The following is a 25,033-nucleotide window of genomic DNA, read 5'->3' as shown; positions in this document are numbered from 1 at the left end:
TTACTCTCAGCGAAAATAGTCTGTCCCGGTGACTGAAATGCAGCACACACTTATTCGCACACGCCCCCCACAAGACGCGGAATTTTCCGGGCCAGATGCACAAACGCTGCTCAACCAGCTACTGACGATTTATGATGTGAAAACGCTGGTTGCCACGTTAAACGCAGTAGGTGAACAGCACTGGAGTCCGGCGATCCTCAAACGCGCCATCGACAACGGCAAAATCAATCGTCGACTGGGCGATAACGAGTACGCTCGTCTCGCGACGTTACTGCCTCAGCCGACGTCGAATCCTAAGCATTTTCGTTTTATTGATTTGTTCGCCGGAATAGGCGGCATCCGCAACGGCTTCGAGGCGATTGGCGGCCAGTGCGTGTTTACCAGCGAATGGAACAAGCACGCGGTCCGCACCTACAAAGCCAACTGGTACTGCGACCCCGCAGAACATCAGTTCAATGAAGACATTCGCGATGTGACGCTGAGCCATAAAGCAGACGTCAGTGACAATGAAGCCGCCGCACATATTCGCAGCATTATTCCTCAGCATGATGTGCTGCTTGCGGGCTTTCCATGCCAGCCGTTTTCACTGGCAGGCGTATCCAAGAAAAACGCGATGGGTCGTGCGCACGGTTTTGCCTGTGATACCCAGGGGACATTGTTTTTCGATGTGGCCCGCATTATTGACGCCTGTCGTCCGGCCATTTTCGTGCTGGAAAACGTGAAGAACCTGAAAAGTCATGATGGAGGCAAAACCTTCCGAATCATCATGCAAACGCTGGACTCGCTGGGCTATGACGTTGCCGATTCAGCCGAAATGGGCGCTGATGATCCTAAAATTATCGACGGGCAACATTTCTTGCCGCAGCATCGTGAACGCATTGTGATGGTCGGTTTTCGCCGTGATTTGAATCTGAAACAAGACTTCACGTTGCGGGATTTGCCTGCCTTGTACCCTGAACGTCGCCCAACATTTGGGGAATTGCTCGAACCCACGGTGGACGCGAAATTTATCCTCACGCCGGTATTGTGGAAATACCTTTATCGCTATGCCAAAAAGCATCAGGCGCGTGGCAACGGCTTTGGTTATGGTCTGGTTGATCCGACGCGAGCCAGCAGCGTTGCGCGTACGCTTTCTGCGCGCTACTACAAAGACGGCGCGGAAATCCTTATCGATCGCGGTTGGGATAAAGCGTTGGGTGAGAAAAACTTTGATGATCCACAGAACCAGCAGCGTCGTCCGCGTCGTTTGACCCCGCGCGAATGTGCGCGATTAATGGGTTTTGAGTCTCCACAGGGTTATCAATTCCGCATTCCGGTGTCGGACACCCAGGCCTACCGTCAGTTTGGTAATTCCGTCGTCGTGCCTGCGTTTGCCGCCGTGGCGAAGTTGCTCAAATCCCGTATTCTACAGGCCGCAGAACGACGCCAGGCCGAGAAAGCCGATGGCGGACGTTCATAATCCGGCCACGTGCAGTAAAAATATGCGTGCCATCGGCACGCAGAATACCGCTATCGAAAAACGCCTTGCCGCGCTGTTGAGCGAGGCGGGATTCGATTTCACCGTTCAGGATCCCACGCTGCCGGGTCGCCCGGATTTTGTCCTCGCACAACATCGCTGCATTCTCTTTACGCACGGTTGTTTCTGGCACCATCACGATTGCTATCTGTTTAAAGTACCCGAAACGCGTACGGATTTCTGGCTGCAAAAAATCGGTAAAAACGTGGAGCGCGACGCGCGAGATATTGATCGATTGAAAGAGCAGGGCTGGCGAGTATTGGTGGTTTGGGAATGTGCATTACGCGGAAAATATAAACTGAGCGATGAGGCAATACGGGAGAGACTGGAAGAGTGGATCTGCGCGGGCGTAGGCTGCGCGCAGATTGATACACAGGGCATTGCGCCGCTGACGGTTACTTCTCAACCTCACACGACGTAACGGTCGCGCGTAGCGGGAAAAGCGTTTTCCCGAGTGTCACCAACACCACGGCAAAGATAATCACCCCCAGCGCCAGCCACTCCACCGACGACAGAGACTCCCCGCCAAAACTGGTGCCGAGCAAGACCGCCACCACCGGGTTGACATACGCATAGCTGGTCGCAACAGCGGGTGAGACATTGCGAATCAGATACATATAAGCATTTATGGCAATCAATGAGCCGAAAACTGCCAGATATGCTACCGCCAGAAAGCCCGACAGCGTCGGCATCTGCGTCAATCGCTCGCCGGTTAGCATTGAGGCGCACATCAGCACAATGCCCGCCGCCAGCATTTCAACCGCACCGGCCATCATCCCGGTCGGTAATTCAATGCGCGAGCCATAGACCGAACCAAAAGCCCAACTTAATGAGCCAATCAAAATCAGGATTGCACCCCAAGGATTGCCGCTAAGGTTGCCGCCGCTGTTCAGCAACACAATACCCGCCAGACCGATGGCCACGCCGAGCCACTCGAGCTTACGTGTAGCAATGCCAAAAAAGCGGCTAAAGCACAACGCAAACAGCGGCACGGTGGCAACCACCACAGCAGCAATGCCCGACGCGACATGCTGATGTTCCGCGATAGTGACAAACCCATTGCCGATTGCCAGTAACAGCACGCCAATTAACGCGGCGTTCAGCAGTGGACGGCGAGCAGGGAGTTTATGCCCGGTTAACAGCAAATAGCCCATCAATAACACGCCAGCGGAAAGGAAACGCACACCCGCCATCATCATTGGCGGCCAGCTTTCCACCCCGATGCTGATGGCAAAATAGGTCGATCCCCAGATGATATAAAGTGCAAAAAGCGCTCCAATGAGCGGTAATAGCTGTCTGACGTGCATACGTCCTCACGACGAAAAGAGAAATAAGAAGGGCGCATATAGTTAACGGGAAAACTATCCGTCTGGCGAGCGCTTTAATCAGTGGATTATGTTGTATTTTTGTTGACACTTTGTGTGCCTGGGCGCAACGCGCCTTTTGCCTCATACTGTATGTCAGCTAAATCAACAAAGAACAAAAGGAGCCTCATTTGGCCGGGAGCAGTCTTTTAACGTTACTCGATGATATCGCGACCTTGTTGGACGATATTTCTGTGATGGGCAAACTGGCGGCGAAGAAAACTGCCGGGGTTTTGGGGGATGATTTGTCGCTCAACGCGCAACAGGTGACGGGCGTGCGCGCCAACCGTGAATTGCCCGTGGTGTGGAGCGTTGCGAAAGGTTCATTCATTAACAAAGTGATCCTCGTGCCACTGGCGTTGTTGATCAGCGCATTTTTACCCTGGGCTATCACGCCACTGTTAATGCTCGGCGGCGCGTTTTTATGCTTCGAGGGCTTTGAAAAAGTGGTGCACACGCTGCATGCCCGCAAGCATAAAGAAGATCCCCAGGCTCGCCAGCAGAGACTGGAAGCCATCGCCAATCAGGACCCGTTATCCTTTGAGCGCGATAAAGTAAAAGGGGCGGTGCGCACTGATTTTATTCTGTCCGCTGAAATTGTTGCGATAACGCTTGGGATTGTGGTTGATTCGCCGTTACTCAATCAGGTGATTGTTCTGTCCGGGATTGCCATTCTGGTGACCGTTGGCGTGTATGGCCTCGTCGGTGTGATCGTCAAGCTCGATGATATGGGGTATTGGCTGGTGGAGAAAACCAGTGCGATAGCGCAGGCGGTGGGGAAAACCTTGCTGTTTATTGCTCCCTTACTGATGAAAGTGCTGTCGGTGGTGGGGACGCTGGCGATGTTTCTGGTCGGCGGCGGGATCGTGGTTCACGGGATTGTACCGTTACACCACGCCATCGAAACCTTTGCAGCAGGGCTGGGCGGTGTAATTGCGATGCTGCTGCCGACGCTGTTCAATTTGATTTTTGGTTTAGTGGTGGGCGCCGTTGTGCTGGCGGGCGTCAACCTGGTGTCACGGCTGCGTTCTGCTGAGTAAATCTTTTTCAGGTATTACGCAAAGTGGTCCATTTTCGGCTATCGTGAAACAGTTTCTCTCTGATACCGGAGGCAGTTATGGTCTATTTGGTCAGTGATGAAGTTAAGCCGAAAAGTGGCGGACCGCGAATGGTCGTGACGGGTTATGCCAGCGGGATGGTTGAATGCCGTTGGTATGACGGGTTTGGCGTGAAGCGTGAAGCGTTTCACGAAGATGAACTCTTACCCGGTGATCGGCGAGTCCAGGACGAGGTATAATGACCACGCCCGGCGACTGCCGGGCGTTTTCGTTGGTTGTTAACCGGTATCAGGGAATAGTCAGGGAGTTTGTGTGCCCCACGTAACACGAGTGGAAAGTTCGCGCTGGCTGAACAGACTCAGCCGCCATGCCAACCCGGGTCGGGTGGTCAACGTTTGTTTTTTTATCGTCCTGCTGTTCTCAACGCTGCTGACATGGCGTGAAGTCGCCGTTCTTGAAGATGCCTATATTTCCAGCCAACGCAACACGCTGGAAAACGTGGCACATGAACTCAATAACCAGTTACAGGTCAATATCGACCGGCTGACATTCTACCGTAACGGGATGCAGGCGGCGCTGAAGACGCCGCTGGCCTTCGAAGTGTTACGCAATGCGGACGTCGATTTTGAACGCCTGCGCACGCAGCATCAGTGGTCAATTTCATTGAATAATCAGCGTACGTTGCCGGTGTTCGGCGTTTCGGATGCCTTTGTGAATGAAACGACGATGCTGTCCCGTGAAAACGCGTTACTGAGCAATGAACTGACTGCGACGCTTGAAGTCGGCTATTTGCTGCGCTTGTCCACTACGCTTAAGCGCACGACGCAACAAATGCTGTATGTTTCCCGCGCCGGGTTCTTCATTTCCAGTAATCCGCTGGCGAATAACAATGATGTGGTCGAGCAGTATTATGCGCTGGTCACAAGCCCCTGGTTTGCCGATCAATCACAGGAAAATAACCCGAGCCGCGACATTCGCTGGTTAAGCTGGATGGCCGATACGCCGAATGGCGAGATGCGCCGCGTGGCGGTGTCTCTACCTCTTGATTATCAACACTACTGGCACGGCGTGCTGGCGATTGAGTTTTCGCTGCCACAAATGAAAGAGCTGCTGATGCTGGCAAAGCAGGGGGAAGCAGAAGGCGAGTATCGGTTGTATGACCGCAAAATGAACCTGATTGCCACGTCACTGGACGCCGGAACGACGCCTGCTCCGCTAAGCGAGCCTGAAAAAGCGCAACTGGCCCAAGCGTTTGAGAAGGGTACGCGTGGAGACTTGCGTTTTACAACCCGCTACGTCAACTGGGAAAAGCTACGTAATTACGACGGTGTCCTGCTAAGAATTCATCATCTCGATGAAGGTGTGCGCGGTGATTTCGGCACCATTTCAATTGCGTTGGGAATGCTGTGGCTACTGTTTACTTCAATGCTGATTTTGTCCTGGGTGGTCATCCGCCGGATGGTCCGCAACATGAGTACGCTTCAAGGATCACTGCAATGGCAAGCGTGGCATGATGGCCTGACCCGCTTGTATAACCGTAGCACGCTGTTCGATTTGGCTGATAAAGCCGCGAAACACAGTGAAGCACAAGGATTGCCCGTTTCAGTGATTCAGCTCGATCTCGACCATTTCAAAAGCATTAACGATCGTTTCGGTCATCAGACGGGCGATCGCGTCCTGAGTCACGTCGCCGGAATGATTGGGGCGCAAATTCGTCAGGAGGATTTAGCCGGGCGTGTGGGCGGGGAAGAGTTCTGCATTGTTTTGCCGGGGGCCACCCGGGAAGAGGCATGCGCGATGGCTGAACGGATCCGCGCCCGTATTAATAGCCGTGAGATATTGATTGGTAAAAGTGCGACGCTGCGGATCAGCGCCTCACTGGGCGTCAGCAGCAGCGATGAAAAAGGGCTGTATGGCATTGAATATCTGCAATCCATTGCCGATGGTCGTCTTTATCTGGCTAAACAGAAAGGGCGTAACCAGGTGTGCTGTCAGGATGATGAAAGCCAGTAATCAAGCCCTTCGCGCCAGCCGTTCGGGCCACTCTCCTGAGTGTGATATGCCCGTTCTGGCGTGTCATCCCGCAATGTGATCCCCTCACGATTCAGGCCTTTCACCACCACCGCATAGTCGGTGGTGTCCAGCAACGGCGCGTCATTCGGTCCGTCGCCCAACCCAATAGAAACCCGACGAAATCCTTCCCGCTGCTGATAGCGACCGAGCAGCCAGCTTACCGCCTGTGCTTTGCCGCCGCGTTCATCCAGCACATGCCAAAAGCGCGCACCTTGCACAAATTGCAGGCCGAGCGAGGCAAGTGTTTCGGTAAACGCCAGCATCTTCTCATCGCTGTCGCGCCAGATTAACGTTTCGGACGCTTCATGCAGACGCGCCAGTTCCGCGTGTTTGAGGGTCATTCCGGTCCATTCAGCCACTTCCTGAGCACTCACATCCGAGAAGGTCGTGAATTTGAAACCGTCATTTTCCCGTAACTGTTGCAGGATATGCTGGATTTCTTCATGCGGTGAACCGGTGATGAGTCGCGGAAACATGTCATCGTCTTCCCATTCACCAGCCAACTGAATGACCGCGCCGTTTTCGGCAATGATCGGCTGAGAACCGAGTCCCAGCTCTTTTTGCAGCAGCATCATTTCTGCTGCCGTTTTGCTACTGCACAGTACCACCGGCACCTGATGGTCTTGCAGGCGAAGTAGCCAGTCACTGGCGGCTTGCCACTGCTGTGTATGGCTATCGAGCAGGGTGCCTTCAACGTCAGTGAAGACGATAAGCGGCTTTTGTAGGTCAGGCATTTCCTCTCCTTAAACGTAATTCCATGCAAGTAAAATCCTAAAACCATTCACAGTAATTATGAATAATGCTTGTCTTACAAAAAAATTGAGGATAATGTCTTATCCGCATCAGATTTCCTGGTGTAACGAATTTTCAAGTGCTTCTTGCTAAAGCAAGCTTCAACCCGACCCTTCCATGGTCGGGTTTTTTTTACCCGCAATCTCTGTCAACGATTCACCTCAGTGATGCTGAAGTCATGAATATCCAGTTCAAACGCTTCGGCCAGTTCGCGCCATGTGTGGTACTCACGCCCATCAATACTGACATGATGCGGGTCGTCACCGGCGCGGTGAACTTCGCTTTCACTGATTTCGTTGATGGCGTCCAGCAAGGCATCGACATCCACGTTGACCTCGCGCTTGGCCGTATCGCTATACTCTTTGGCTGTTTTCATTCCAGGGTCCTCATACATTCATCCACCTTAGAGTATAGACCGTCGAAAAAAACAGCCATTGGCGCGGCAGGCGCTGCCAGCGCGGGCGTTTTGTTCTACACTGGCTTGAAGTAAAAGACAGGAGAAAAGGTATGCAGGTTAACGATCGCGTAACGGTCAAAACGGACGGTGGACCGCGTCGGCCTGGCGTGGTGCTGGCCGTAGAGCAATTTAGTGAAGGGATTATGTATCTGGTGGCGCTGGAAGATTACCCGCTTGGCATCTGGTTTTTTAATGAAGTCGGTCACAATGACGGCATTTTTGTTGAGAAAGCGGACTGACGGTTTTTCCACTGGCGGAACTGTTCCGCCAGTGCTTGCACATTATTTCAGCGCATATTGACGTAGATCCCGCTCGTCACATTATCTGTCAATCGGACAACGTGATAAATAACCTGCTTATTGTGGGTTTTTATTTTCTTTTTAATATTACCTTTATGTGATGATACCGTTTTGGCCTTAATATTCATCTGGTCGGAAATTTGTATCGTTCCTTGTCCCGACATCCACATTTTCAGCATACTTGATTCAGTCCTGCTTAATGAAAGAGTGGGGATGTTAACTTTGCTAACATTCTCACTGAGCTTATGCAGGTAGTCGGCCAAAATGCCATCCAGTGATTCAGGTTTAATCGATTTCGAACTAATTAAAAGATTATCCCTGACCATCAGATACTCATCAAAATGAATATTAGCAATAGCCATAAAGACGATAAACAGTGTCCTGGGGTGTTGATTAATGATCTGCTTTATTTGCTGACTGCTGTCTGTATCGTGGATAAAGCAGTCTTCATTAATGAACACGACAGACGGGTGCAGTGTCCCGCAGGCCTCTTCAAGCTCACTGATGCTCTCTACATCGCCGATATCACGCTTCCTTATCCCCCGGCTAGTAAGATACCCGGTTAGTCCAAGCCGGGTGTAACTGCATAGATCCATAATAATCGTTGACATGGCTTACCCTCACTCAATGCGTAACGATAATTAACCCATAGCCCGATTGCATCTTAATTGTCAGAGCGCATTAAACCTGAACTAATAAAGAGCAAAGGAAAGACAATCGGGCGACCTCAACTATCCCGTAAAGTTACGTATAATTTGCCAGGAATCTTCTTAAAGTAAAGTAAATGTTATGTTATGTGAGAAGGGTAAAAGCAATTGAACCGCGCCAGATATATCCTGGTAGATGTTTTTGCAGTTATGTTTTAAGAATATCCTTAGGATGACCCTTTTAATATTAAGGAGAACTTATTTTTGGTAACTCGCTGATAATATCTGCTAATAGATCGAATATTTCACTGAACAGGTGTTCAGCAAAGGGGGCAATAAGTGGCATTAGCGCTGCCATTAAAATAATGCCAACCGTCAGGGTGATGGGGAAACCGATAACGAACACCGACAGCTGCGGCGCCATACGGTTTAACATGCCGAGCGCCAGGTTGATGGTCAGCAGCAGCGTAATAATCGGTAAGGCCAGCATCAGGCCATTGAGGAAAATCAGCCCACCGGCACGACTCAGCGCCATAAACGCATTGCTGTTAAGCGGATGACCGCCAATCGGCAAGGTGTGAAAAGTGTCGACCAGCAGCGAAATCAGCCACAGATGGCCGTTAAAAACCAGGAACAGCAACATGGCCAGCATATCCATGATACGGGCCAACACCGGCATACTGAGATGACTACTTGGGTCAACAAAGGTCGCGAACGACAGCCCCATTTGCAGGCCAATAACTTCCCCGGCGAAACGGATCGCGGCGAAAGCAAACTGCATGGTAAAGCCAAGCGCAGTGCCAATCAGGATTTGCTGTAACGCCAGCCACAGCGCATTAGGCGAAAATAGCGTCACATCTGTTGCGGGAAGGGAAGGCGCGATAATGAACGTAATGATGATCCCCAGCCCCAATTTCACGCGCTTAGGAACGGATTTCTCGCTCAGGATAGGCGCAGTTGAAATCAATGCCAGCACACGCAGCAGCGGCCAGAAATAGAGGCTAAGCCAGTGCAGCCATTGATCGCTGGTGACGTGAATCATGCGTCTTATCCGATGATGTACGGCAAGTTGGTGAACAGCGTGCGCACATAGTCGAGCAGTAAGTTGAGCATCCACGGGCCAGCGACGATGATGACGATGAATACCGCGATAATTTTCGGAATGAACGACAGCGTCATTTCGTTAATCTGCGTCGCAGCCTGCAAAATACTGATCAGCAAACCGGTGACCAGCGCCACCAAAAGCAAAGGAGCAGCCAGCGCCAGCGCGACTTTCATCGCTTCTGTGCCCAGCATCATTACCGATTCAGGGGTCATGACGGCGCTCCTTAACTGTAGAAACTTTGTGCGAGCGAGCCGACCAGCAACTGCCAGCCATCTACCAACACGAAAAGCATGAGCTTGAACGGCAGCGCAATGGTTGCCGGGGGCACCATCATCATCCCGAGCGCCATCAACACGCTGGCAATCACCAGGTCGATAATCAGGAACGGAATAAAGATAGTGAAGCCAATCTGGAACGCGGTTTTCAGCTCGCTGGTGACATAAGCGGGGAGCAGAATGCGCATAGGCACGGCTTCCGGGCCTTGAATCGGTGGCGTATTCGCCAGGCGTGCAAACAGCGCTAAATCGGCTTCACGAGTCTGGCGCAGCATAAATTCGCGCAGCGGCTGCGAGCCTTTATCAATCGCTTGTTCAAGCGTGATTTTGTCCTGGCTGAACGGCTGATAGGCATCGTTGTAAATCTTGTCGATAACCGGCGACATGATAAAAAAGGTCAGGAACAGCGACAGACCGAGCAACACCTGGTTCGGTGGCGCAGAAGCTGTACCGAGCGCGCTGCGCAGCAGGCCAAAGACGATAATGATGCGCGTGAAGCTGGTCATCATCAGCAAAATAGCCGGCAGGAAGGTCAGCGAGGTGATAAACACCAGTGTCTGAACCGGCAGCGACCAGCTCTGACCCCCGCCAGGCATAGGTTGACTCACCAGTCCGGGTAACTGAGCAAAGGCCGCCGGGGACAGCATTAACAGCGCAAGAAGCGAAAGGGACAACAGGCGGCGCATCAGTCTCTCCCAGGGCGCTTAATAACGGATTTCATCAGTGAGGCAAAATCAGGGGTTTCAGGTTTAGGGGTGTTAGGGTCGATGACCGCTGGCGGCAGTTTATGCAGCAGCGTTATCTGACTGGCGGTGACGCCCAGCACCAGGCGGGCATCTTCCACATCAACAATCACGACTTTTTCACGTTGACCAAGCGCCGTACTGGCGCTGACTTTCAACTCTTTGGTGGCGGCGCTTTTCACGCCACTTACACCAAAACGTTTCGCCAGCCATGCCGCTGCCAGAATCAGCAAAATAATCCCCAGCAGCGCGCCGCTCACATCGACAAGTGTGGATGCCGGAGAGGCGGTGATGGGCTGATGAGCAACAGCTATTTGGGGTTTCATCTTAACGACTCAGGCGACGCATACGTTCGGACGGCGTAATGATGTCGGTAATACGCACGCCGTATTTATCGGCGACGACAACAACTTCACCCTGAGCGATCAGGTAACCGTTGATCAGGATATCCAGTGGTTCACCGGCAAGGCCATCCAGCGACACAACCGAACCTTGCGTCAGGCGCAGCAGCTCTTTGATGGTCATCCGGGTGCGGCCCAGTTCAACGGTGAGCTTGACTGGAATGTCCATGATCAGGTCAATGTCCTGCAATGTGCCGCTGACATCACCGCCGCCCAACTGCTGGAATACCGCGTCGGCCGCGCTTTTGTTGACGGTCGTTTTCTGTTCGTTCAACGCCTCAGCCCACAGATCGTCCACGTCACCGCTGTTCTCATCGGACGGATTATTCATATCACTCATTTGGGCTGTTCCTCATTCAGCGAGTTCAAAATCGGGTTGATCAAATGCTCTACGCGCAGCGCGTATTGACCGTTTACCGTGCCATATTGGCTGGTCAACACCGGCACGCCATCCACATGGGCAATGATGCGATCCGGTTTATCGATCGGCAGTACATCACCTGGCTGGAGTTTTAAAATTTGCGACAGGCGCAGGGAGAAATCGGCAAAATTGGCGACCAGCTCCAGTTCAGAGTGCTGCACCTGGCGCACCAGGTTTTCGCGCCAGTTCTGATCTTCGCTGCGGGAGTTCTCCAGCGGCGGGTTGACCAGCAGCTCGCGCAGCGGCTCAATCATGCTGAACGGCAGGCAAATATTGAACTCGCCGGTCAGGTTGCCGATTTCCACATGGAATGGCGTGTTCACCACAATGTCGTTCGGCGAAGTAGTGATGTTGGTGAATTTCACCTGCATCTCGGAACGCACGTATTCCACTTCCAGCGGGTTAATCGCTTTCCACGCATCGCTGTAGCCTTCCAGCGCCAGTTTCAGCATGCGGTTAATCACGCGCTGTTCTGTGTGGGTGAATTCACGGCCTTCCACTTTGGTTGGGAAACGCCCATCACCGCCGAACAGGTTGTCGACCGCTATAAACACCAGGCTTGGTGAAAACACGAACAGACCTGTGCCACGCAAAGGTTTCAGGTGAATCAGGTTAAGGTTGGTCGGCACCGGCAGGTTACGGGCAAACTCGTGATAGGGCTGAATGCGGATCGCGCCGACGGTAATATCCGGGCTACGACGCAGCAGGTTAAACAGCCCCATACGAAACTGACGTGCAAAACGCTCGTTGATGATTTCCAGCGCCTGCAAGCGCTCGCGCACCACGCGACGCTGGGTGTTGGGATCATAGGGACGAATGTCACCTTCGCCGGGCGTACCGGCTTGGGGTTCGTCACTCTTGTCGCTGTCGCCGTTCAGCAGCGCATCAATTTCGGCCTGAGAAAGAATACTGTCGCCCATGGGATTACCGCAGAATGAAAGCTGTATACAACACGTCTGTCACTTCCTGCTTCGGTTGGCCCGCCACCAGAGGTGGTGCAAGTGTCTGTTTGATGGCATCTACCAGGTCTTGTTTTCCGGTATCTGTAGCCAATTTGGTCGCATCCTGACGAGAGAACAGCAGCAGCAGGCGGCTGCGCACTTCCGGCAGGTAATCGTTCAGACGTGTGCGGGTCGCATCATCTTTAAGACGCAGCGTAATCCCAATGTAGAGCACGCGATCGGCGTCGCCCAGATTCACCGTAAAGGTGTCCATCGCCAAAAATACGGGGGCTGGCGGAGGCGGTGCCTCAGCTTTCGCATGCGCGGAGGGTTGTTGCTGCATTCGCCAGTAACTATAGCCTGCAGTAGCGCAGGCCGCGAGTGTCACCAACACCAGCAGCGGGATCCAGATTGAGCGTTTGCTCTTCTTTGTGATCGCGGAGTCTGTCATCTGTTACGGCTTTCCTTTATTAGGTATAGCTATTTCGGTACTGCTATATCCGGTGATTATCCCGACTTAAGTCCAGCTCAAAGGGTGGAAAAGACGGGAATAATCGTGCTACCTCTGGCGTTAGGCAAAAGTGTCGACGGTGCCGTTGCCTCGGGCCTGTGCTTGCAGGCTAACGGGAACGCTCAGGGCCTCTTCATCATCGGCAGCAAATGCGCGACCTTCAGTCGAACGTTGCGATGATTGCTGATTAAACGTGGACTGCTGCTGTTGTCCGGCAAAACTTTCGCTGCTGACGTTGCTTTGCGACAGCTGAATACCGTTTTCGGCAAGCTGAGTACGCAGCATCGGGATAGCCGCTTCCAGCGCGGCGCGAACATGGCTGTGCGCGGAGACCATCTGGATTTGCGCCTGATTGTCGTCAATCTTGAGGGTGATATTCACCGGACCTAGGTTTTCCGGATGCAGTTTCAGCTCCGCAGTTTGCTGGCCCTGACGGGTAAACAGGGTGATGTGCTGACTCACGTTCTGCTGCCACTCAGGTGTGCCCAACTGAGAATTAATGGTGACAACCGGGTGTGTGTTCACCGTTGCGGTTGCATTACTGATAACCGGCGCGATATTTACCGTCGGTGTCGCGGCAGACAGCGAGCTCTCGGTGTCGGCTTTCGCGACCACTGCGGCAGCCAATGGAGACTGTCCGGCAGAGTTATCTGTGGTTTGAACCGCTTGCAGCCCTTGTGTTGTCTGCGGGAGCGTAAATTCTTTGCTTACAGATTGCTCGGGTTTCCTGGACTTATCCGTTTCGACACCCGTTGCTGCTGCGGCTACATCAGCGAAACCTTTTACGCTGGTACCCCCAGTGGCAATTGTCGCAGTGCCCGATGTTGCAGGCAGTGCAGCTGTGGCGGTCGCGGTGTGTGGCAGCATTGCCATCAGCGCGCTTAATCCGGCCATCTCTTCATTACTAAGAGTAGGTTTGTCGTCACTCTTTTGTAGCTCTTTGGTCAGCTGTTTCACAACGTCGATTTTTGCTTCGGGCGTCAGCGCACTCAACACCGACTGCGCATCGGTCAGCGTGGTCAAATCGACTTTTGGCGTCGGCTCGTCGCCTTGCTGCGCCAGCAGTTTGGTGAGCGTGGTTTTGGCGACGCCCTGCGGTAATGTTTGGCTGGCGGCCTGCAGATCGGCCAGCGTCAGCTTGCCGTCTTTAGCGGTTTTGCCAGACATCGCGCCGGAGAGCAGGGCGAAAAAATCCTGTGCACCGTCGGTGGCTCCGACGGTTAAGCCAGTCTGTGTAGCAGAGGTGATGTCGGCATCACTGACGATAAGTTTCGGCAGAATAATCATTCGGGTTTCCTTAAGGTGGCACGCTGGGCGAACTCATCCATTTTTTTCTGGTCCAGACGGTTTTCCGTCAACAGCGTTTCGGCGGCCTGTCTGTCCTGTAGCGTCTGCCATGCCTGCAAACGCTGCTTTTTCTCGCGCCAGGCGTTGAGCGCCTGTTCGACTTTACGATTCCACTGCAACAACTGCTGGCGATGCTGATCGATAGCCTTTTCCAGCGTCTGAATAAACTGCTGATAGTTCTGCCAGCGCAGGCTTGCCATACCCTCAGTCATGTTGCTGTTGAGGTTGTTCTGGTACTCAAGCTGGTAATCCATCAGCATTTTCAGCTGCTCTTCCGCCTGGTGACAGCCGCGTCGCATCTCGCCCAATTGTAGAGCAGCGCTATCGACGTCTTTTTCGGCCAGTTCTTTCAGCGTGGCTAACGCACCGTGTTGTGCCATGATCGTTTACTCCTGCGGTCAGGCGACCGGGAAGATAAGCTCCAGTGCCTGGAGTGAATCGTCCCAATCCGCTTTTTCAAAGATGCCCTGTTGCAGAAACGCTTCCAGCTGCGGCCATAACGCGATCGCTTTGTCGAGCATCGGGTCGCTGCCTTTGGCATACGCGCCGACACTGACCAGATCGCGGTTACGTTGGAAGCTGGAAAGCAGTTGTTTGAAGTTTCTTACCCGCGCGTAATGTTTCTCAGTAATGAGCGACGTCATGGCGCGGCTGATAGAGGCTTCGATGTCGATGGCCGGATAATGGCCCGCTTCCGCCAAACGGCGGGACAGCACAATGTGACCGTCAAGGATCGCACGCGCGGAGTCGGCGATCGGATCCTGCTGATCGTCACCCTCCGTCAGTACGGTATAAAAAGCGGTGACCGAGCCGCCGCCGCTGATGCCGTTCCCGGCGCGTTCAACCAGCGCAGGCAGTTTGGCGAATACCGACGGTGGATAGCCTTTGGTCGCCGGTGGCTCACCGATAGCCAGCGCAATTTCACGCTGCGCCATCGCATAACGGGTCAGGGAATCCATGATCAGCAACACATGCTGACCGCGGTCACGAAAATCTTCGGCGATACGCGTGGCATACGCCGCGCCCTGCATACGCAATAAAGGCGAAACGTCAGCGGGTGCAGCAATCACCACCGAACGTGCGCGTCCGTCGGCCCCGAGAATGTTCTCGATAAAATCTTTTACTTCGCGGCCACGCTCGCCGATCAGGCCCACGACAATCACATCGGCCTGCGTATAACGCGCCATCATGCCGAGCAGCACGCTTTTGCCGACGCCGGAACCGGCGAACAGGCCCATACGCTGGCCGCGTCCTACGGTGAGCAGGGCGTTGATTGGGCGCACGCCGGTATCTAAAACGTGTTCAATTGCAGTACGCTGCAACGGGTTAACCGGCTGGGTGATCAGCGCGCCGGTTTCGGTGGTGTCCGGTGCAGGGAGGCCATCAAGCGGTTTGCCTGCGCCGTCGAGCACGCGTCCGAGCAGCGCCGGACCGAGCGGTAATTGCTTGCCGCTCTGTAAACCGTCGCCAGACGCATTACGCGCATACACACGAGCGCCCGGCAAAATGCCTTCGACTTCTTCCAGCGGCATCAAAAACAGGCGCTGACCGTTAAAGCCAACGACTTCACTTTCGACTTCGCGGGTTTCCGCGCCGTCCTGACGCTCAATCACGCAGGTCGCGCCGAGCGGCAATTGCAGGCCCGTCGCTTCCAGAACCAGCCCGGTGGCACGCGTCAGCCGTCCGTAACGACGCACTGACGGAAGCTGCGTCATTTTGGTCTCGAAATTATCGAGCGTAGTGAGCCAACGGGTCAGGCGCGCGGTCATTACACCACTCCCGGAGCGGCCAGACGGCACAGCTCCTGCCAGCGGGTCGCCACGCTGGCGTCGAGATCGCCTTCTTCGGCGGAAATTTTACAGCCGCCGTGATGCAGTGTCGGGTCACCGCGCAGCCGCCAGCCGTGCAGGCTTAACGTCGCGCCCACCATCTCTTCTACGCGCTGCAAATCATCGGGGTGAACACGCAGTTGCGGCTTGCCGCTGAACAGCGGTTCCTGTTGCAGCAGCGCCTGGATTTGTTTGATCAGCGCCGAGTTATCGACAATCGGTGCCTGACCAATCACCTGACGCGCCGCTTCCAGCGCCATCTGCATCAGGCGCGACGGGATCACACTGTCCAGCGCGTCGAGTGTATGTTGGAACTCGCTAACCAGTTGCTGCATACGGGCGTGCAGTGGGATCTGTTGCTGTTGCGCCTGCGCAAGACCCTGTTCCAGCCCTTGCGCCAGACCTTCCTGATAACCCTGAGACTGTCCGGCAGCACGGCCTTCGGCAAGTCCGGCGTTATAGCCTTGTTCATGGGCCTGCATCTGGATGTGCGCCAGCTGTTGTTGCAGCTTCTGCTCCTCGGAAATCTCTTCAACCGGTTCATCAACGCTTTCGTCGATAAACGCAGGCACAAAGGCTTTAATCGGCGGGGCCAGATCGTCAGGCTGCCAGACTTTCCACGGCGTGGAATCAGACATAAGTGTCTTCTCCGCTGCCAACTACCATCTCACCGGTTTCGGCCAGACGACGCACAATAAGCAGAATGGCTTTCTGTTCGTTCTCCACCTGAGACAGACGAACCGGGCCACGGTTGGCCAGATCGTCGCGCAGAATATCGGCTGCACGCTGAGACATATTGCGCAGGAACTTCTCGCGCAGCGGCTGTTCGGCACCTTTGAGCGCGACCAGCAGCGATTCGGAATCCACTTCCTGCAACAGGCGCTGGATGCTGCGATCGTCCACTTCGACCAGGTTTTCGAACAGGAACATCTCGTCGATGATTTTCTGCGCCAGCTCGCCGTCGAATTCGCGAACGGCGGTAATGACCGCTTCTTCCTGCTGTGTTTTCATCAGGTTGATGATTTCTGCCGCCGTTCTCACGCCGCCCATTTTGCTGCGCTTGAGGTTCTGACCGTCGAGCAGGTTGTTCAGCACTTCGGTCAGTTCTGCCAGTGCGGCTGGCTGTACACCGCCAAAGGTGGCAATACGCAACATCACATCGTGGCGCAGACGTTCGTCGAACAGCGCCAGAATATCCGCGGCCTGACCACGTTTGAGGTGCACAAGAATGGTGGCGATGATCTGCGGATGCTCGTCGCGGATAAGATCGGCCGCGCTTTGTGGCTCCATAAAGTTGAGCGTTTCCATGCCGCTGGTGGTTTCGCGGGTTTCGAGAATATCTTCCAGCAGGCTGGATGCACGCTCTTCGCCCAGCGCTTTTACCAGCACAGAACGCAGGTATTCGTTGGCATTGACGTTCAGCGCAGCGTATTGCTCGGCTTCCTGCTCAAACTCTGCCAGCACTGAGGCAAGCTGGCTGTTGGAAATCTGGCGCACGTTAGCCATCGCGGCACTGAGGGCCTGCACTTCGCGGGCATTGAGGTGTTTGAACACCTCCGCTGCGCGGTCTTCGCCAATGGTCATCAACAGGATGACGCTTTTATCTGTACCTGACAGGACATTACTCATGGTCGTTACTCATCCACTGGCGAATGACCAGCGCGACGACGCGCGGATCGTTGTCTGACATTTCGCGAATACGCTGGCTCAACACTTCTGCACTCAGGCGCTGATTGGCACGGCGATTCTGTTGTTGCTCATCTTTGCTGAGGTGAACCTGAACTGCTTCATTGGCTTCACGTGCAAGTTTTGCTTCTTCCAGCGCGGCTTTGGCGATCTCGTCGCGACGTAACAACTGCGGACGAATCGCTTTACGCCACAGGATCCACGCCACCAGTGCAATCAGCACCCAGCGTCCGGCAGACATCAACTGATCAATAAACGACTGCTGTTGCCAGAATGGCAGCTCACCACCGGTTTCATCGCCTGCGCTAAACGGCGAGTTGACCACGTTCAGGGTATCGCCACGTGGTGTGGAGAAGCCCATCGCTTCGCGAGTTAAATCTTCAATCTGTTTCATCTGATCGGCGGTCAGCGGCAGCGGCTTACCATCCGGCAGATTTTTGTAGTTCACGACCACAGCCACCGACAGACGCTGAATATCACCCACGTTCATTTTGGTGTGGCGAATAGTCCGGTCGACTTCGTAGTTAGTGGTTTCATTGCGCGACGTATTGCGCGGGCCACTTTGGTTGTTAGCACTGGTGGTTCGCTGCTGTCCCTGAGCCGCATTCTGCTGGTTGGCAGGCGGCGTTGAAATAGGTGCGCTCGGTGCCGGGGCAGGGGAGTTGGACAGCGCACCCGGTACGCCACCTGGATTCTGGCCGCCAACCTGTTCAGTTTCATTCAACTGACGGGAACGCATCACCGCTTGAGCAGCATCCCCGTTCGGACTGTATTGCTCTTCGGTTTGCTCTTTATTGTCGAAGTTGATCTGTGCGGTCACCTGCGCATGAACGTTGCCGTTACCCACAATTGGCGACAGAATCGATTCGATACGGCGCTGAACACGACTTTCTACATCAGAGGCATATTTAAGCTGCGCGTCGTTCAGGTCACGATCGCCTGATGTCGATTGCGTCAGCAGATGGCCCGCCTGATCGACCAGTGTCACATTACCCGGCGGCAAGCCCGCTACGGCGCTGGAGACTAAATGCACGACGGCCGCAATCTGACCTTCGTCGAGCGCACGGCCCGGCTCAAGGTTCAGCGTGACGGAAGCCGATGGCAGTTTTTGCTCGCGAACAAACAGCGACGGTTTCGGCATCGCCAAATGCACGCGTGCGCTTTTGACCGGGCCGAGGGTTTCAATGGTACGGGCGAGTTCACCTTCCAGCGCACGCTGGTAGTTCACCTGCTCACTGAACTGGCTGATGCCGAATTTTTCCTGATCCAACAGTTCAAAGCCCACCGCACCGCCTTTCGGCAGGCCTTGTTGGGCGAGGCGCAGACGCAGTTCGTGGACTTTATCAGCAGGCACTTCAATGGCGCCGCCGCTATCGGAAAAGCGATACGGCACGTTCATCTGTTGCAACTGGGTGACGATAGCCCCGCCGTCCTGATCGGTCAGGTTGCTGAACAGCGTGCGGTAGTCAGGCGCTTTTGCCCATAGCACCAGCGCGACGACGATCGCCACGGCTGCTGCACTGGCAACCATTAAAGGGATTTTCGGGTTAGCGCGCAGGCGAGTGACCCACTCAGGCATTTTAGTGTTTGGCGTGGTCGTGGCTGTCGCGCTCATTGCGCACCTCGTGAATCCAGGTCGATGGCGGTAAACGTGTACAAAAGCAAGGCTGACTCCCGGTCGGCAAAGGCAAAGTGGTAGCGATGCCATTATTTGCTTATTCGGAATTTTCTATGGCTCAAATAGTCGGGTTTTTTAACGTTAATTAGCGCCTTTATCTCATTGACAAGCTGCTAATCTCATCCCCAACGACATTGACCAGGAGAAAAATATGGCCATTACAGGTATCGAAGGGGTTTTGACGCAGATGCAGGCTGCGGCCAGCGTCGCCCGCAATCAGCAGGTAGAAGAACAGCCGAGCATCAGCTTTGCCGGGCAGCTCAACGCCGCGCTCGACCGCATCAGCGACACGCAGAACAGTGCCAAAGCACAAGCGGAGAAATTTGCCTTAGGTGAGCCGGGCATCGGATTGAACGATGTGATGACCGACCTGCAAAAATCGTCCGTCTCATTACAGATGGGCATTCAGGTGCGTAACAAGTTGGTATCCGCGTATCAGGAAATGATGAGCATGCAGGTTTAGGTCTAAAGAGAAAAGACGTAACAACAGGCATAACTTTTTCCTCACGGCACTTCCCGTTCCTGCGTTTGCAACCATACTTTGCTTTACGGTTCGCTAATGCAGAGACAACCATGCCAGTGTCCAAATCGTCTTCGTCGCACCACGCGCCAGTGGTGGAGCATCTTTTATGGTTACGGGTGGAGAATGTTGCCCGTCAGTATGGGTTTGTGTTGTTGGTTTTACTGCTGTTAGCCGGGTTCTGTGGCCTGTTTTCAAAAGGTGTCTTAAGTAATGGCGCAGCGGTGAACGCCGATGGCACGCTGCATGCAGACTATGAACGTTTTGGTCGTAGCCAAAGCGACATGGATCTCAAACTCACTATGCAAGTGCCGCCGGGTGAGAGCTACACCGTGACTCTCGGCGGGCAGTTTATGGATACGTTCGAAATTAATGCGCTCTATCCGCAGCCGTGGCGTTTCAGCAGCCAGAATGGCAGCATGACCCTTGAGTTCCATGATCAGCCGGAAGGGGGCACGCATACCCTCTGGTTGAGCGTGCAGCCGCGTAGCGCGGGGAAGGTAAAAACGGCGCTGCGAGTGAATCAACTCCCTCCTGTTACGATCACCCAATTTGTTTACCCGTAAGGCGCGTGCATGGATATGATCCTCAGGGAACATAATCAGTATGTCGGAAGATCTCTAAAAGTGAATGGGCCGTTTTACAGGGATACTTACAGATGCATGAAAAAATGAAACTGGTGGATATCTCCGAAGAGGACATTATGGTGTCGGCGCGCAATAACCAGGGGCTGACGAAGCTTGCGGAGATTAAATTTGCGATCCTCGAAAGTAACGGTCATATCTCCATCATTGCGCAGAAGTAAGGCTGGAAGCGTTAAGGCTTTAATGACACAATATTTTTTTCACGGTTTTCAGGATAGGTGATGAAAAATTTTGCGATGATTGGCGCACTGTTGGCGCTGAGTGGCTGTGCCCAAATAGATGACTATAACAATGTGGTCAAAGCGCCTGCACCAGCGGGCCTTGAAGGCTACTGGCAGTCGGAAGGGCCACAAAGTGCGATGGTCAGCCCGGAGGCGATTGCGACGCTGGTTATCACCAAAGAGGGTGATACGCTGGATTGCCGTCAGTGGAAGCGCGTGATTGCGTTACCGGGTAAATTAATGATCCGCAGTGATGACTTGTATAACGTCACCCATAAAAAAGATGTGTATGCCATCGACAGAGACGGCGATCGCCTCGATTACGACCGTATGACGTTGAAGCGTGTGGACCGTCCGACGCAGGAATGCGCGGATTATCTGCAGAAGAACCCGCTCATTTCCCCGCTGCCTTAAAACGCGCAGCCACTGACCGGCCTACGCCTGCACTGTAGGCCGGTGCAAACAACTTGCTGCTCAGTAATTTTAACGACTCACAACACATCCTCTATAACCCATACGCTCACACTGCCACCTTTGCAGGTAAAGACCCCGTTGCCTTCTATGTCGGTTTCGACAATTTCTTGGCGATTATTGAGAAAATCTTTCCAGCGCTTGTTGCCGTAGTTATCGCCCAGCGCTAACGTTTTTTCACCGTCGTCACCGTTAGAAAGCACGACGACGCAACCGGGCGCTTCATCGGTGCCGCTGCGGCTGAAAGCGATACAGTTAGGATGATCGAAATAGAGCGTCTGCACGCCGTGCGCAAACTTCTGGCGGGCGTCGATCAGCTCGTGGAGTTGCTCAATAACCGGCATTTCGATTTTATAACTGTTGCCGTCGCCGCCTGTGTCTTCGTAAATCGCGCCGAATAAATCCGCATAAAACACAGAAGGCACGCCATTTTCACGTAGCAAAATCAGCGCATAGGCTAAGGGTTTAAACCACGGCTCGACGGGCGCTTCCAGAGCCTGTAGCGGCTGCGTGTCATGGTTGGTCACAAGCGTGATGGCGTGGAACGGATCGGCTTCCACGAGTGTTCCTGTGAAAATCTGACTCATGTCGTAATCGCGTCCAAGCCGCGAAGCTTCGTGGAATTTCATCTGTAGCGGCGCATCAAACAACAGCGTTTGTCCGTCAACCTGGTTGATGTAATTCTGGAGCGTTTCAACTTCATGCGACCAGTATTCGGCTACGATAAACAGCGGTTTGGGCGCTACTTCCTGAACGTGCTCAATCCACTCTTTGTAGAACCAGGCCGGGATGTGTTTGACCGCATCAAGACGAAAACCATCGCATTGCGTTTGTTCCATCACCCAACGCGCCCAGTATTTCAACTCTTCGGTGACCGCATGATTGCGGAAATCGATGTTTTCACCCATCAGGTAATCGAAATTACCCATTTCGCCATCGACCTGATCGTTCCAGCCGTCGCCGGTATAATCGTTTACGATTTTAAAGACGCCGTTTTCATCGGGGTTTTCGATGTGGTCGATGCCGCTAAAACATTTGTAGTCCCAGACGAACTGCGAATATTTGCCGTCGCGGACGGGGAAGGAATATTTGGTCCAGGCATCACACTCGATGACTTCATCGTCGATCTGCGTGCGGTCTTGTTCGTTTACCCGTTGAACCTGGATGCGTTCTTTTTCATCTGCGCCCATTTTGTGGTTCACCACCACATCAAGCAGAACGGCGATGTCATGCTTTTTCAGAGCATCGATGGCGGCCAGCAGTTGGGTTTTATCGCCATATTTGGTGGCGACAGATCCTTTTTGGTCAAACTCGCCCAGATCGAATAAATCATAGCTGTCGTAACCGACAGAATAGCCGCCCGATGCGCCTTTATACGCCGGAGGCAGCCAAATCATGTTGACGCCGATTTCATTTAGATTGGGTGCCAGCGCTTCAACTTCTCGCCACAATTCACCGCCAGTGGGGTAGTACCAGTGAAAACATTGCAACAGGGTTGGGTTTTTCATGTTCCATACTCCAGAAGCCGGCTGGCTGACTTCTGGAGTATGGACGAAAAATGCCAGTGAAGAAGATTATTATTGAGGGAATTTGGGGAAAAGGACATTCCCGGCAAGTTTTCCATAAGCCGTTGTAACTGAACGCTGATTTCCCGTGTTGCTGATTAACTGGCGCAATTCGTCCATGCGTGCATTTAACAAAATTTTTAAGCTTTCCTCATTGAACAGTACCTGTTCGAGGATCAGGCGCGCATGGTCAGACTGTACTTTTTCGTTCAGGAGAATGGGGTTCTTGCCAATGTCTTCCACCAGTTGCAGATACTTCACTTCCTGTGCAATAAGTTCATCCCAGTTACCGTGGTGGGCCAGTTCAAGCATTGTTTTGCTCAAGGCCAGAATAGACTGCCAGTCTTTAAGGGCGTGCGTCACGTTCGTCATCAATACCCATCCTGAACTGCCGATAAGGGAGAACCAACCTGCTTCCATGCATCTGCAATATTGTTGAGTAGTTCCTCAACTTCAGCAATAGCATGGAGATCATTGTGCAAATTGGCATGAAGTAGTCTGCGGATCATGTAGTCGTAAAGTGACGCGAGCTGCGCGGGCAGCTCACTGTCGACAGACGAGTCAAGTGCCGCTTTCAGACCGTTATCAATGATGTTAATGGCCTTGGACAATGCATCTCCTCGTGCCGGAATATCACCCTGTTCAAGAAACAGTCTTGCTCTGACCAGCGCACTGAGTGCGCCATCGAAAAGCATAACGATCAGTTGATGCGGACTTGCACTCATGACAGCGCTTTCAACCCCTACCTGTTGGTAGGAGAGCACGCCACTTTTACTATACATGTTCGTTCCTTAACTACTATTTAGAACTGAATTGTTGTGTCAAATAGCTGGCCGTATTATTCAATTGGCTGATTAATGTATCGAGCGAAGTAAACTGGGCTTTATACCGGGCCATTGTGGAATCAATGGTATCCGACATGTCATCGTAACGTTGGCTGAGGGTCTTCAGAGTACTGTTGATCCCGTCGGTCGCGTTTTTAATGACCCCAGAGCTGCCCGATGAGGTATCCAACATTTTGGTCAGCGTATTGGTCATCAGTGTTGCAAAACCCGTGGTTTTACCATCACCGATAAAGTACTGCTGTACGGCCTGTGGATTATCACTAAGCGCTTTCGTGAGCTTAGTGGCGTCAATTTTCAAATTTCCGGTTGAACCATCACTGCCGGTAATAGGATCCTGGGTAATACCTAACTGAGCTGCGATCGCGTAGGTTCCGCCCTGCACGTTGGTCAGCAAACTGCGCAGCTGAGACTGAATCGACCGGACGTTACCGTCGCCGACAAGCGCGCCATTATTCGCGGACTGGTCACTACCGGCATCAACTGCCGCATATTTCGTCACACTTGCTATTGTCGACTGCAGCGAGTTATAGGCGGTAACCCAGTCGGTGATTGCCTTATTGTTAGAATCTGTAGTACGTGAAACAACCAGCCCTTCATCGGCGGTACTTTTAGATTTCAGCGTCAGCGTCAGGCCTGGCAGAGCGTCAGAAATTGTATTGTCAGAGCGCTCAATAGTGATGTCATTGACCGACACCTTGGCGTTCTGCGATGCGCTTTGCACGGTCAGGCTCATCGCCTGTTGCAGCGTCGGATCATCGCTGGATACCGTCATATCGTAGGCGGTGCCTGTCGATTTTGATGACAGCATCAAGCGGTAATCATTGTCACCGGCTTTCACTACGGTCGCCGTGACATTGCCATTGGCTTTATTAATGGCGCTGGCGATACCCGTCAGGCTCGTGTCGGAATCCGAAAGTGTGACTTCCAGCGGTGTAGTGGTGCCCGGCTGGGTAATGGTCAACTTACGCGTGCCATCACTGGTGGTGCCACCTAACGTGCTGGTACTGCTAGCGAATGAGCCAGAGGTTAAAACTTGCGCTTTAGCCACCTGAATAACATTCACATTGTAATTTCCCACAGTGGCATCACCTGTGGAGGTGGCGGAAAACGCCGTGTTGCTACTGGTTACTGCTGTTGAATTCCAGGTCGCCGTTTTACCAAGATTTGCCGTTGCAGTTTGCAGATTGGTTAATGCACTTTGCAGCTTACCGTAGGCGCTGAGTTGTGCGTTATAAGTGCTCTGCTGATTGGTTATCGTGGTGAGCTTTGTGTTCTCAGCGCTCTCTAACTGGTTATAAAGTGTTGTTAAGTCCAGGTTAGAGCCAACGCCCAGGTTACTAATAGTAGCCATGTCTAATTTCCTTCAGTCTTGAGTAGAACTTGACTGTCTATCGGCACCACACGGGAAAAGTTTATATATAAGGATTAAAAATAATCGGTGGAATAACCCAGTCTGTGAGGGGTATATGAAGGGATTGTTATCAGCCAAAAACGGTAATTTCGAGGTTTTACGATGTGGTGGAAATAAAATAATGAAATAAAACACTGTAAAAACAAATGGTTGAATTTTTTTTGTGGATTATTTCTAAAGTCCTTTCGAGGTGCGTCGATAACCTTGTTGACG

The 25,033-nt window shown here is 53.1% G+C and carries 31 protein-coding genes; 10 read left to right on the top strand and 21 right to left on the bottom strand.

All coding sequences use genetic code 11. The features are described from left to right. Positions 1 to 37 precede the first annotated feature (37 nt). Together VH187_RS06575 and VH187_RS06570 are read left to right on the top strand one after the other, a co-directional pair. Entirely contained in the window at positions 38 to 1,459 is a 1,422-nt protein-coding gene (locus tag VH187_RS06575) for a DNA cytosine methyltransferase (protein ID WP_329700680.1), read from the top strand. After that, a complete protein-coding gene (locus VH187_RS06570) occupies positions 1,443 to 1,937 on the top strand; it encodes a very short patch repair endonuclease (protein WP_329700679.1) in 495 nt (164 codons plus the stop codon). Before VH187_RS06575 ends, VH187_RS06570 begins: the two co-directional genes overlap by 17 nt. Here the strand turns inward: VH187_RS06570 and yedA are convergent. Continuing rightward, positions 1,912 to 2,823, bottom strand: a complete 912-nt coding sequence (gene yedA / locus VH187_RS06565) for a drug/metabolite exporter YedA (protein WP_329700678.1) — start codon at positions 2,821 to 2,823, stop codon at positions 1,912 to 1,914. The two genes, VH187_RS06570 and yedA, sit on opposite strands and share 26 nt — an antisense overlap. Positions 2,824 to 3,011: 188 nt before the next feature. Between yedA and VH187_RS06560 the strand changes: the two genes are divergently transcribed. From VH187_RS06560 to dgcQ, 3 genes are all read left to right on the top strand, one after another. Next, positions 3,012 to 3,920, top strand: coding sequence for a DUF808 family protein (locus VH187_RS06560; protein ID WP_329700677.1), 909 nt, complete (start codon positions 3,012 to 3,014; stop codon positions 3,918 to 3,920). A gap of 77 nt (positions 3,921 to 3,997) precedes the next feature. After that, positions 3,998 to 4,177 carry a YodC family protein gene (locus VH187_RS06555; RefSeq protein ID WP_329700676.1) on the top strand — a complete coding sequence of 60 codons (180 nt, stop codon included), beginning with the start codon at positions 3,998 to 4,000 and terminating at the stop codon, positions 4,175 to 4,177. A 73-nt stretch (positions 4,178 to 4,250) separates the two neighbouring features. Then, the gene (dgcQ, locus tag VH187_RS06550; RefSeq protein ID WP_329700675.1) at positions 4,251 to 5,951 is read left to right on the top strand and encodes a cellulose biosynthesis regulator diguanylate cyclase DgcQ; all 1,701 of its coding nucleotides are present in this window, start codon (positions 4,251 to 4,253) and stop codon (positions 5,949 to 5,951) included. Here the strand turns inward: dgcQ and VH187_RS06545 are convergent. Both VH187_RS06545 and yodD read right to left on the bottom strand, forming a co-directional pair. Beyond that, positions 5,930 to 6,745 carry a mannosyl-3-phosphoglycerate phosphatase-related protein gene (locus VH187_RS06545; RefSeq protein ID WP_329700674.1) on the bottom strand — a complete coding sequence of 272 codons (816 nt, stop codon included), beginning with the start codon at positions 6,743 to 6,745 and terminating at the stop codon, positions 5,930 to 5,932. The genes dgcQ and VH187_RS06545 overlap by 22 nt on opposite strands. 206 nt (positions 6,746 to 6,951) lie before the next feature. Further along, entirely contained in the window at positions 6,952 to 7,179 is a 228-nt protein-coding gene (gene yodD / locus VH187_RS06540; RefSeq protein WP_329700695.1) for a YodD family peroxide/acid resistance protein, read from the bottom strand. Between the two features lie 131 nt (positions 7,180 to 7,310). Here yodD and dsrB point away from each other — a divergent pair, with 131 nt between their 5' ends. Beyond that, on the top strand, positions 7,311 to 7,499 hold the full coding sequence (gene dsrB / locus VH187_RS06535) for a protein DsrB (RefSeq protein ID WP_329700673.1): 189 nt from the start codon (positions 7,311 to 7,313) through the stop codon (positions 7,497 to 7,499). A 47-nt stretch (positions 7,500 to 7,546) separates the two neighbouring features. Here dsrB and rcsA read toward each other — a convergent pair whose 3' ends face one another. The 14 genes from rcsA to fliF all read right to left on the bottom strand — a co-directional run bounded on the left by rcsA (position 7,547) and on the right by fliF (position 19,080). Then, entirely contained in the window at positions 7,547 to 8,170 is a 624-nt protein-coding gene (gene rcsA / locus VH187_RS06530) for a transcriptional regulator RcsA (RefSeq protein ID WP_329700672.1), read from the bottom strand. Positions 8,171 to 8,453: 283 nt separating this feature from the next. Continuing rightward, positions 8,454 to 9,248 carry a flagellar biosynthetic protein FliR gene (fliR, locus tag VH187_RS06525; RefSeq protein ID WP_329700671.1) on the bottom strand — a complete coding sequence of 265 codons (795 nt, stop codon included), beginning with the start codon at positions 9,246 to 9,248 and terminating at the stop codon, positions 8,454 to 8,456. Positions 9,249 to 9,253: 5 nt separating this feature from the next. Then, complete coding sequence (gene fliQ, locus VH187_RS06520) at positions 9,254 to 9,523, bottom strand: flagellar biosynthesis protein FliQ (protein WP_329700670.1); 270 nt, start codon at positions 9,521 to 9,523, stop codon at positions 9,254 to 9,256. Positions 9,524 to 9,534: 11 nt separating this feature from the next. After that, on the bottom strand, positions 9,535 to 10,272 hold the full coding sequence (fliP, locus tag VH187_RS06515; protein WP_329700669.1) for a flagellar type III secretion system pore protein FliP: 738 nt from the start codon (positions 10,270 to 10,272) through the stop codon (positions 9,535 to 9,537). Then, complete coding sequence (gene fliO / locus VH187_RS06510; RefSeq protein WP_329700668.1) at positions 10,272 to 10,655, bottom strand: flagellar biosynthetic protein FliO; 384 nt, start codon at positions 10,653 to 10,655, stop codon at positions 10,272 to 10,274. Before fliO ends, fliP begins: the two co-directional genes overlap by 1 nt. Before the next feature lies 1 nt (position 10,656). Next, positions 10,657 to 11,070, bottom strand: coding sequence for a flagellar motor switch protein FliN (gene fliN, locus VH187_RS06505; RefSeq protein WP_329700667.1), 414 nt, complete (start codon positions 11,068 to 11,070; stop codon positions 10,657 to 10,659). Further along, positions 11,067 to 12,071 (bottom strand): flagellar motor switch protein FliM, encoded by a 1,005-nt coding sequence (fliM, locus tag VH187_RS06500; RefSeq protein WP_329700666.1) that lies wholly within the window; start codon positions 12,069 to 12,071, stop codon positions 11,067 to 11,069. The genes fliN and fliM overlap by 4 nt, the downstream gene beginning before the upstream one ends. A gap of 4 nt (positions 12,072 to 12,075) precedes the next feature. Then, complete coding sequence (gene fliL, locus VH187_RS06495; RefSeq protein WP_329700665.1) at positions 12,076 to 12,543, bottom strand: flagellar basal body-associated protein FliL; 468 nt, start codon at positions 12,541 to 12,543, stop codon at positions 12,076 to 12,078. A gap of 120 nt (positions 12,544 to 12,663) precedes the next feature. Then, positions 12,664 to 13,890, bottom strand: a complete 1,227-nt coding sequence (fliK, locus tag VH187_RS06490) for a flagellar hook length control protein FliK (protein WP_329700664.1) — start codon at positions 13,888 to 13,890, stop codon at positions 12,664 to 12,666. After that, entirely contained in the window at positions 13,887 to 14,330 is a 444-nt protein-coding gene (gene fliJ / locus VH187_RS06485; protein WP_329700663.1) for a flagellar export protein FliJ, read from the bottom strand. Before fliJ ends, fliK begins: the two co-directional genes overlap by 4 nt. Positions 14,331 to 14,348: 18 nt before the next feature. After that, positions 14,349 to 15,719, bottom strand: coding sequence for a flagellar protein export ATPase FliI (gene fliI / locus VH187_RS06480; protein WP_329700662.1), 1,371 nt, complete (start codon positions 15,717 to 15,719; stop codon positions 14,349 to 14,351). Next, positions 15,719 to 16,417, bottom strand: coding sequence for a flagellar assembly protein FliH (gene fliH / locus VH187_RS06475; RefSeq protein WP_329700661.1), 699 nt, complete (start codon positions 16,415 to 16,417; stop codon positions 15,719 to 15,721). Before fliH ends, fliI begins: the two co-directional genes overlap by 1 nt. Beyond that, positions 16,410 to 17,408 (bottom strand): flagellar motor switch protein FliG, encoded by a 999-nt coding sequence (fliG, locus tag VH187_RS06470; RefSeq protein WP_329700660.1) that lies wholly within the window; start codon positions 17,406 to 17,408, stop codon positions 16,410 to 16,412. The genes fliH and fliG overlap by 8 nt, the downstream gene beginning before the upstream one ends. Beyond that, positions 17,401 to 19,080, bottom strand: coding sequence for a flagellar basal-body MS-ring/collar protein FliF (gene fliF / locus VH187_RS06465; RefSeq protein WP_329700659.1), 1,680 nt, complete (start codon positions 19,078 to 19,080; stop codon positions 17,401 to 17,403). The genes fliG and fliF overlap by 8 nt, the downstream gene beginning before the upstream one ends. A gap of 214 nt (positions 19,081 to 19,294) precedes the next feature. Here fliF and fliE point away from each other — a divergent pair, with 214 nt between their 5' ends. The 4 genes from fliE to yedD all read left to right on the top strand — a co-directional run bounded on the left by fliE (position 19,295) and on the right by yedD (position 20,942). After that, positions 19,295 to 19,606, top strand: a complete 312-nt coding sequence (fliE, locus tag VH187_RS06460) for a flagellar hook-basal body complex protein FliE (protein WP_329700658.1) — start codon at positions 19,295 to 19,297, stop codon at positions 19,604 to 19,606. A gap of 110 nt (positions 19,607 to 19,716) precedes the next feature. Further along, entirely contained in the window at positions 19,717 to 20,229 is a 513-nt protein-coding gene (locus tag VH187_RS06455; protein WP_329700657.1) for a hypothetical protein, read from the top strand. A 92-nt stretch (positions 20,230 to 20,321) separates the two neighbouring features. After that, entirely contained in the window at positions 20,322 to 20,468 is a 147-nt protein-coding gene (locus VH187_RS06450; protein WP_329700656.1) for a YetF domain-containing protein, read from the top strand. Between the two features lie 60 nt (positions 20,469 to 20,528). Then, complete coding sequence (yedD, locus tag VH187_RS06445; RefSeq protein ID WP_329700655.1) at positions 20,529 to 20,942, top strand: lipoprotein YedD; 414 nt, start codon at positions 20,529 to 20,531, stop codon at positions 20,940 to 20,942. Positions 20,943 to 21,019: 77 nt separating this feature from the next. Here yedD and amyA read toward each other — a convergent pair whose 3' ends face one another. The 4 genes from amyA to fliD all read right to left on the bottom strand — a co-directional run bounded on the left by amyA (position 21,020) and on the right by fliD (position 24,760). Beyond that, positions 21,020 to 22,507: an alpha-amylase gene (gene amyA, locus VH187_RS06440; protein WP_329700654.1), complete on the bottom strand. Its 1,488-nt coding sequence runs from the start codon at positions 22,505 to 22,507 to the stop codon at positions 21,020 to 21,022. 69 nt (positions 22,508 to 22,576) lie between these two features. Beyond that, the gene (fliT, locus tag VH187_RS06435) at positions 22,577 to 22,936 is read right to left on the bottom strand and encodes a flagella biosynthesis regulatory protein FliT (protein ID WP_329700653.1); all 360 of its coding nucleotides are present in this window, start codon (positions 22,934 to 22,936) and stop codon (positions 22,577 to 22,579) included. Further along, positions 22,936 to 23,346, bottom strand: a complete 411-nt coding sequence (gene fliS, locus VH187_RS06430) for a flagellar export chaperone FliS (RefSeq protein WP_329700652.1) — start codon at positions 23,344 to 23,346, stop codon at positions 22,936 to 22,938. Before fliS ends, fliT begins: the two co-directional genes overlap by 1 nt. 16 nt (positions 23,347 to 23,362) lie before the next feature. Then, entirely contained in the window at positions 23,363 to 24,760 is a 1,398-nt protein-coding gene (gene fliD / locus VH187_RS06425; protein WP_329700651.1) for a flagellar filament capping protein FliD, read from the bottom strand. Positions 24,761 to 25,033 lie beyond the last annotated feature (273 nt).

This window comes from Scandinavium sp. (assembly GCF_036271055.1).
GTDB lineage: Bacteria > Pseudomonadota > Gammaproteobacteria > Enterobacterales > Enterobacteriaceae > Scandinavium.
Note: the sequence above shows the minus strand (reverse complement) of the source record. Positions and strands in the feature narration are given on the sequence as shown.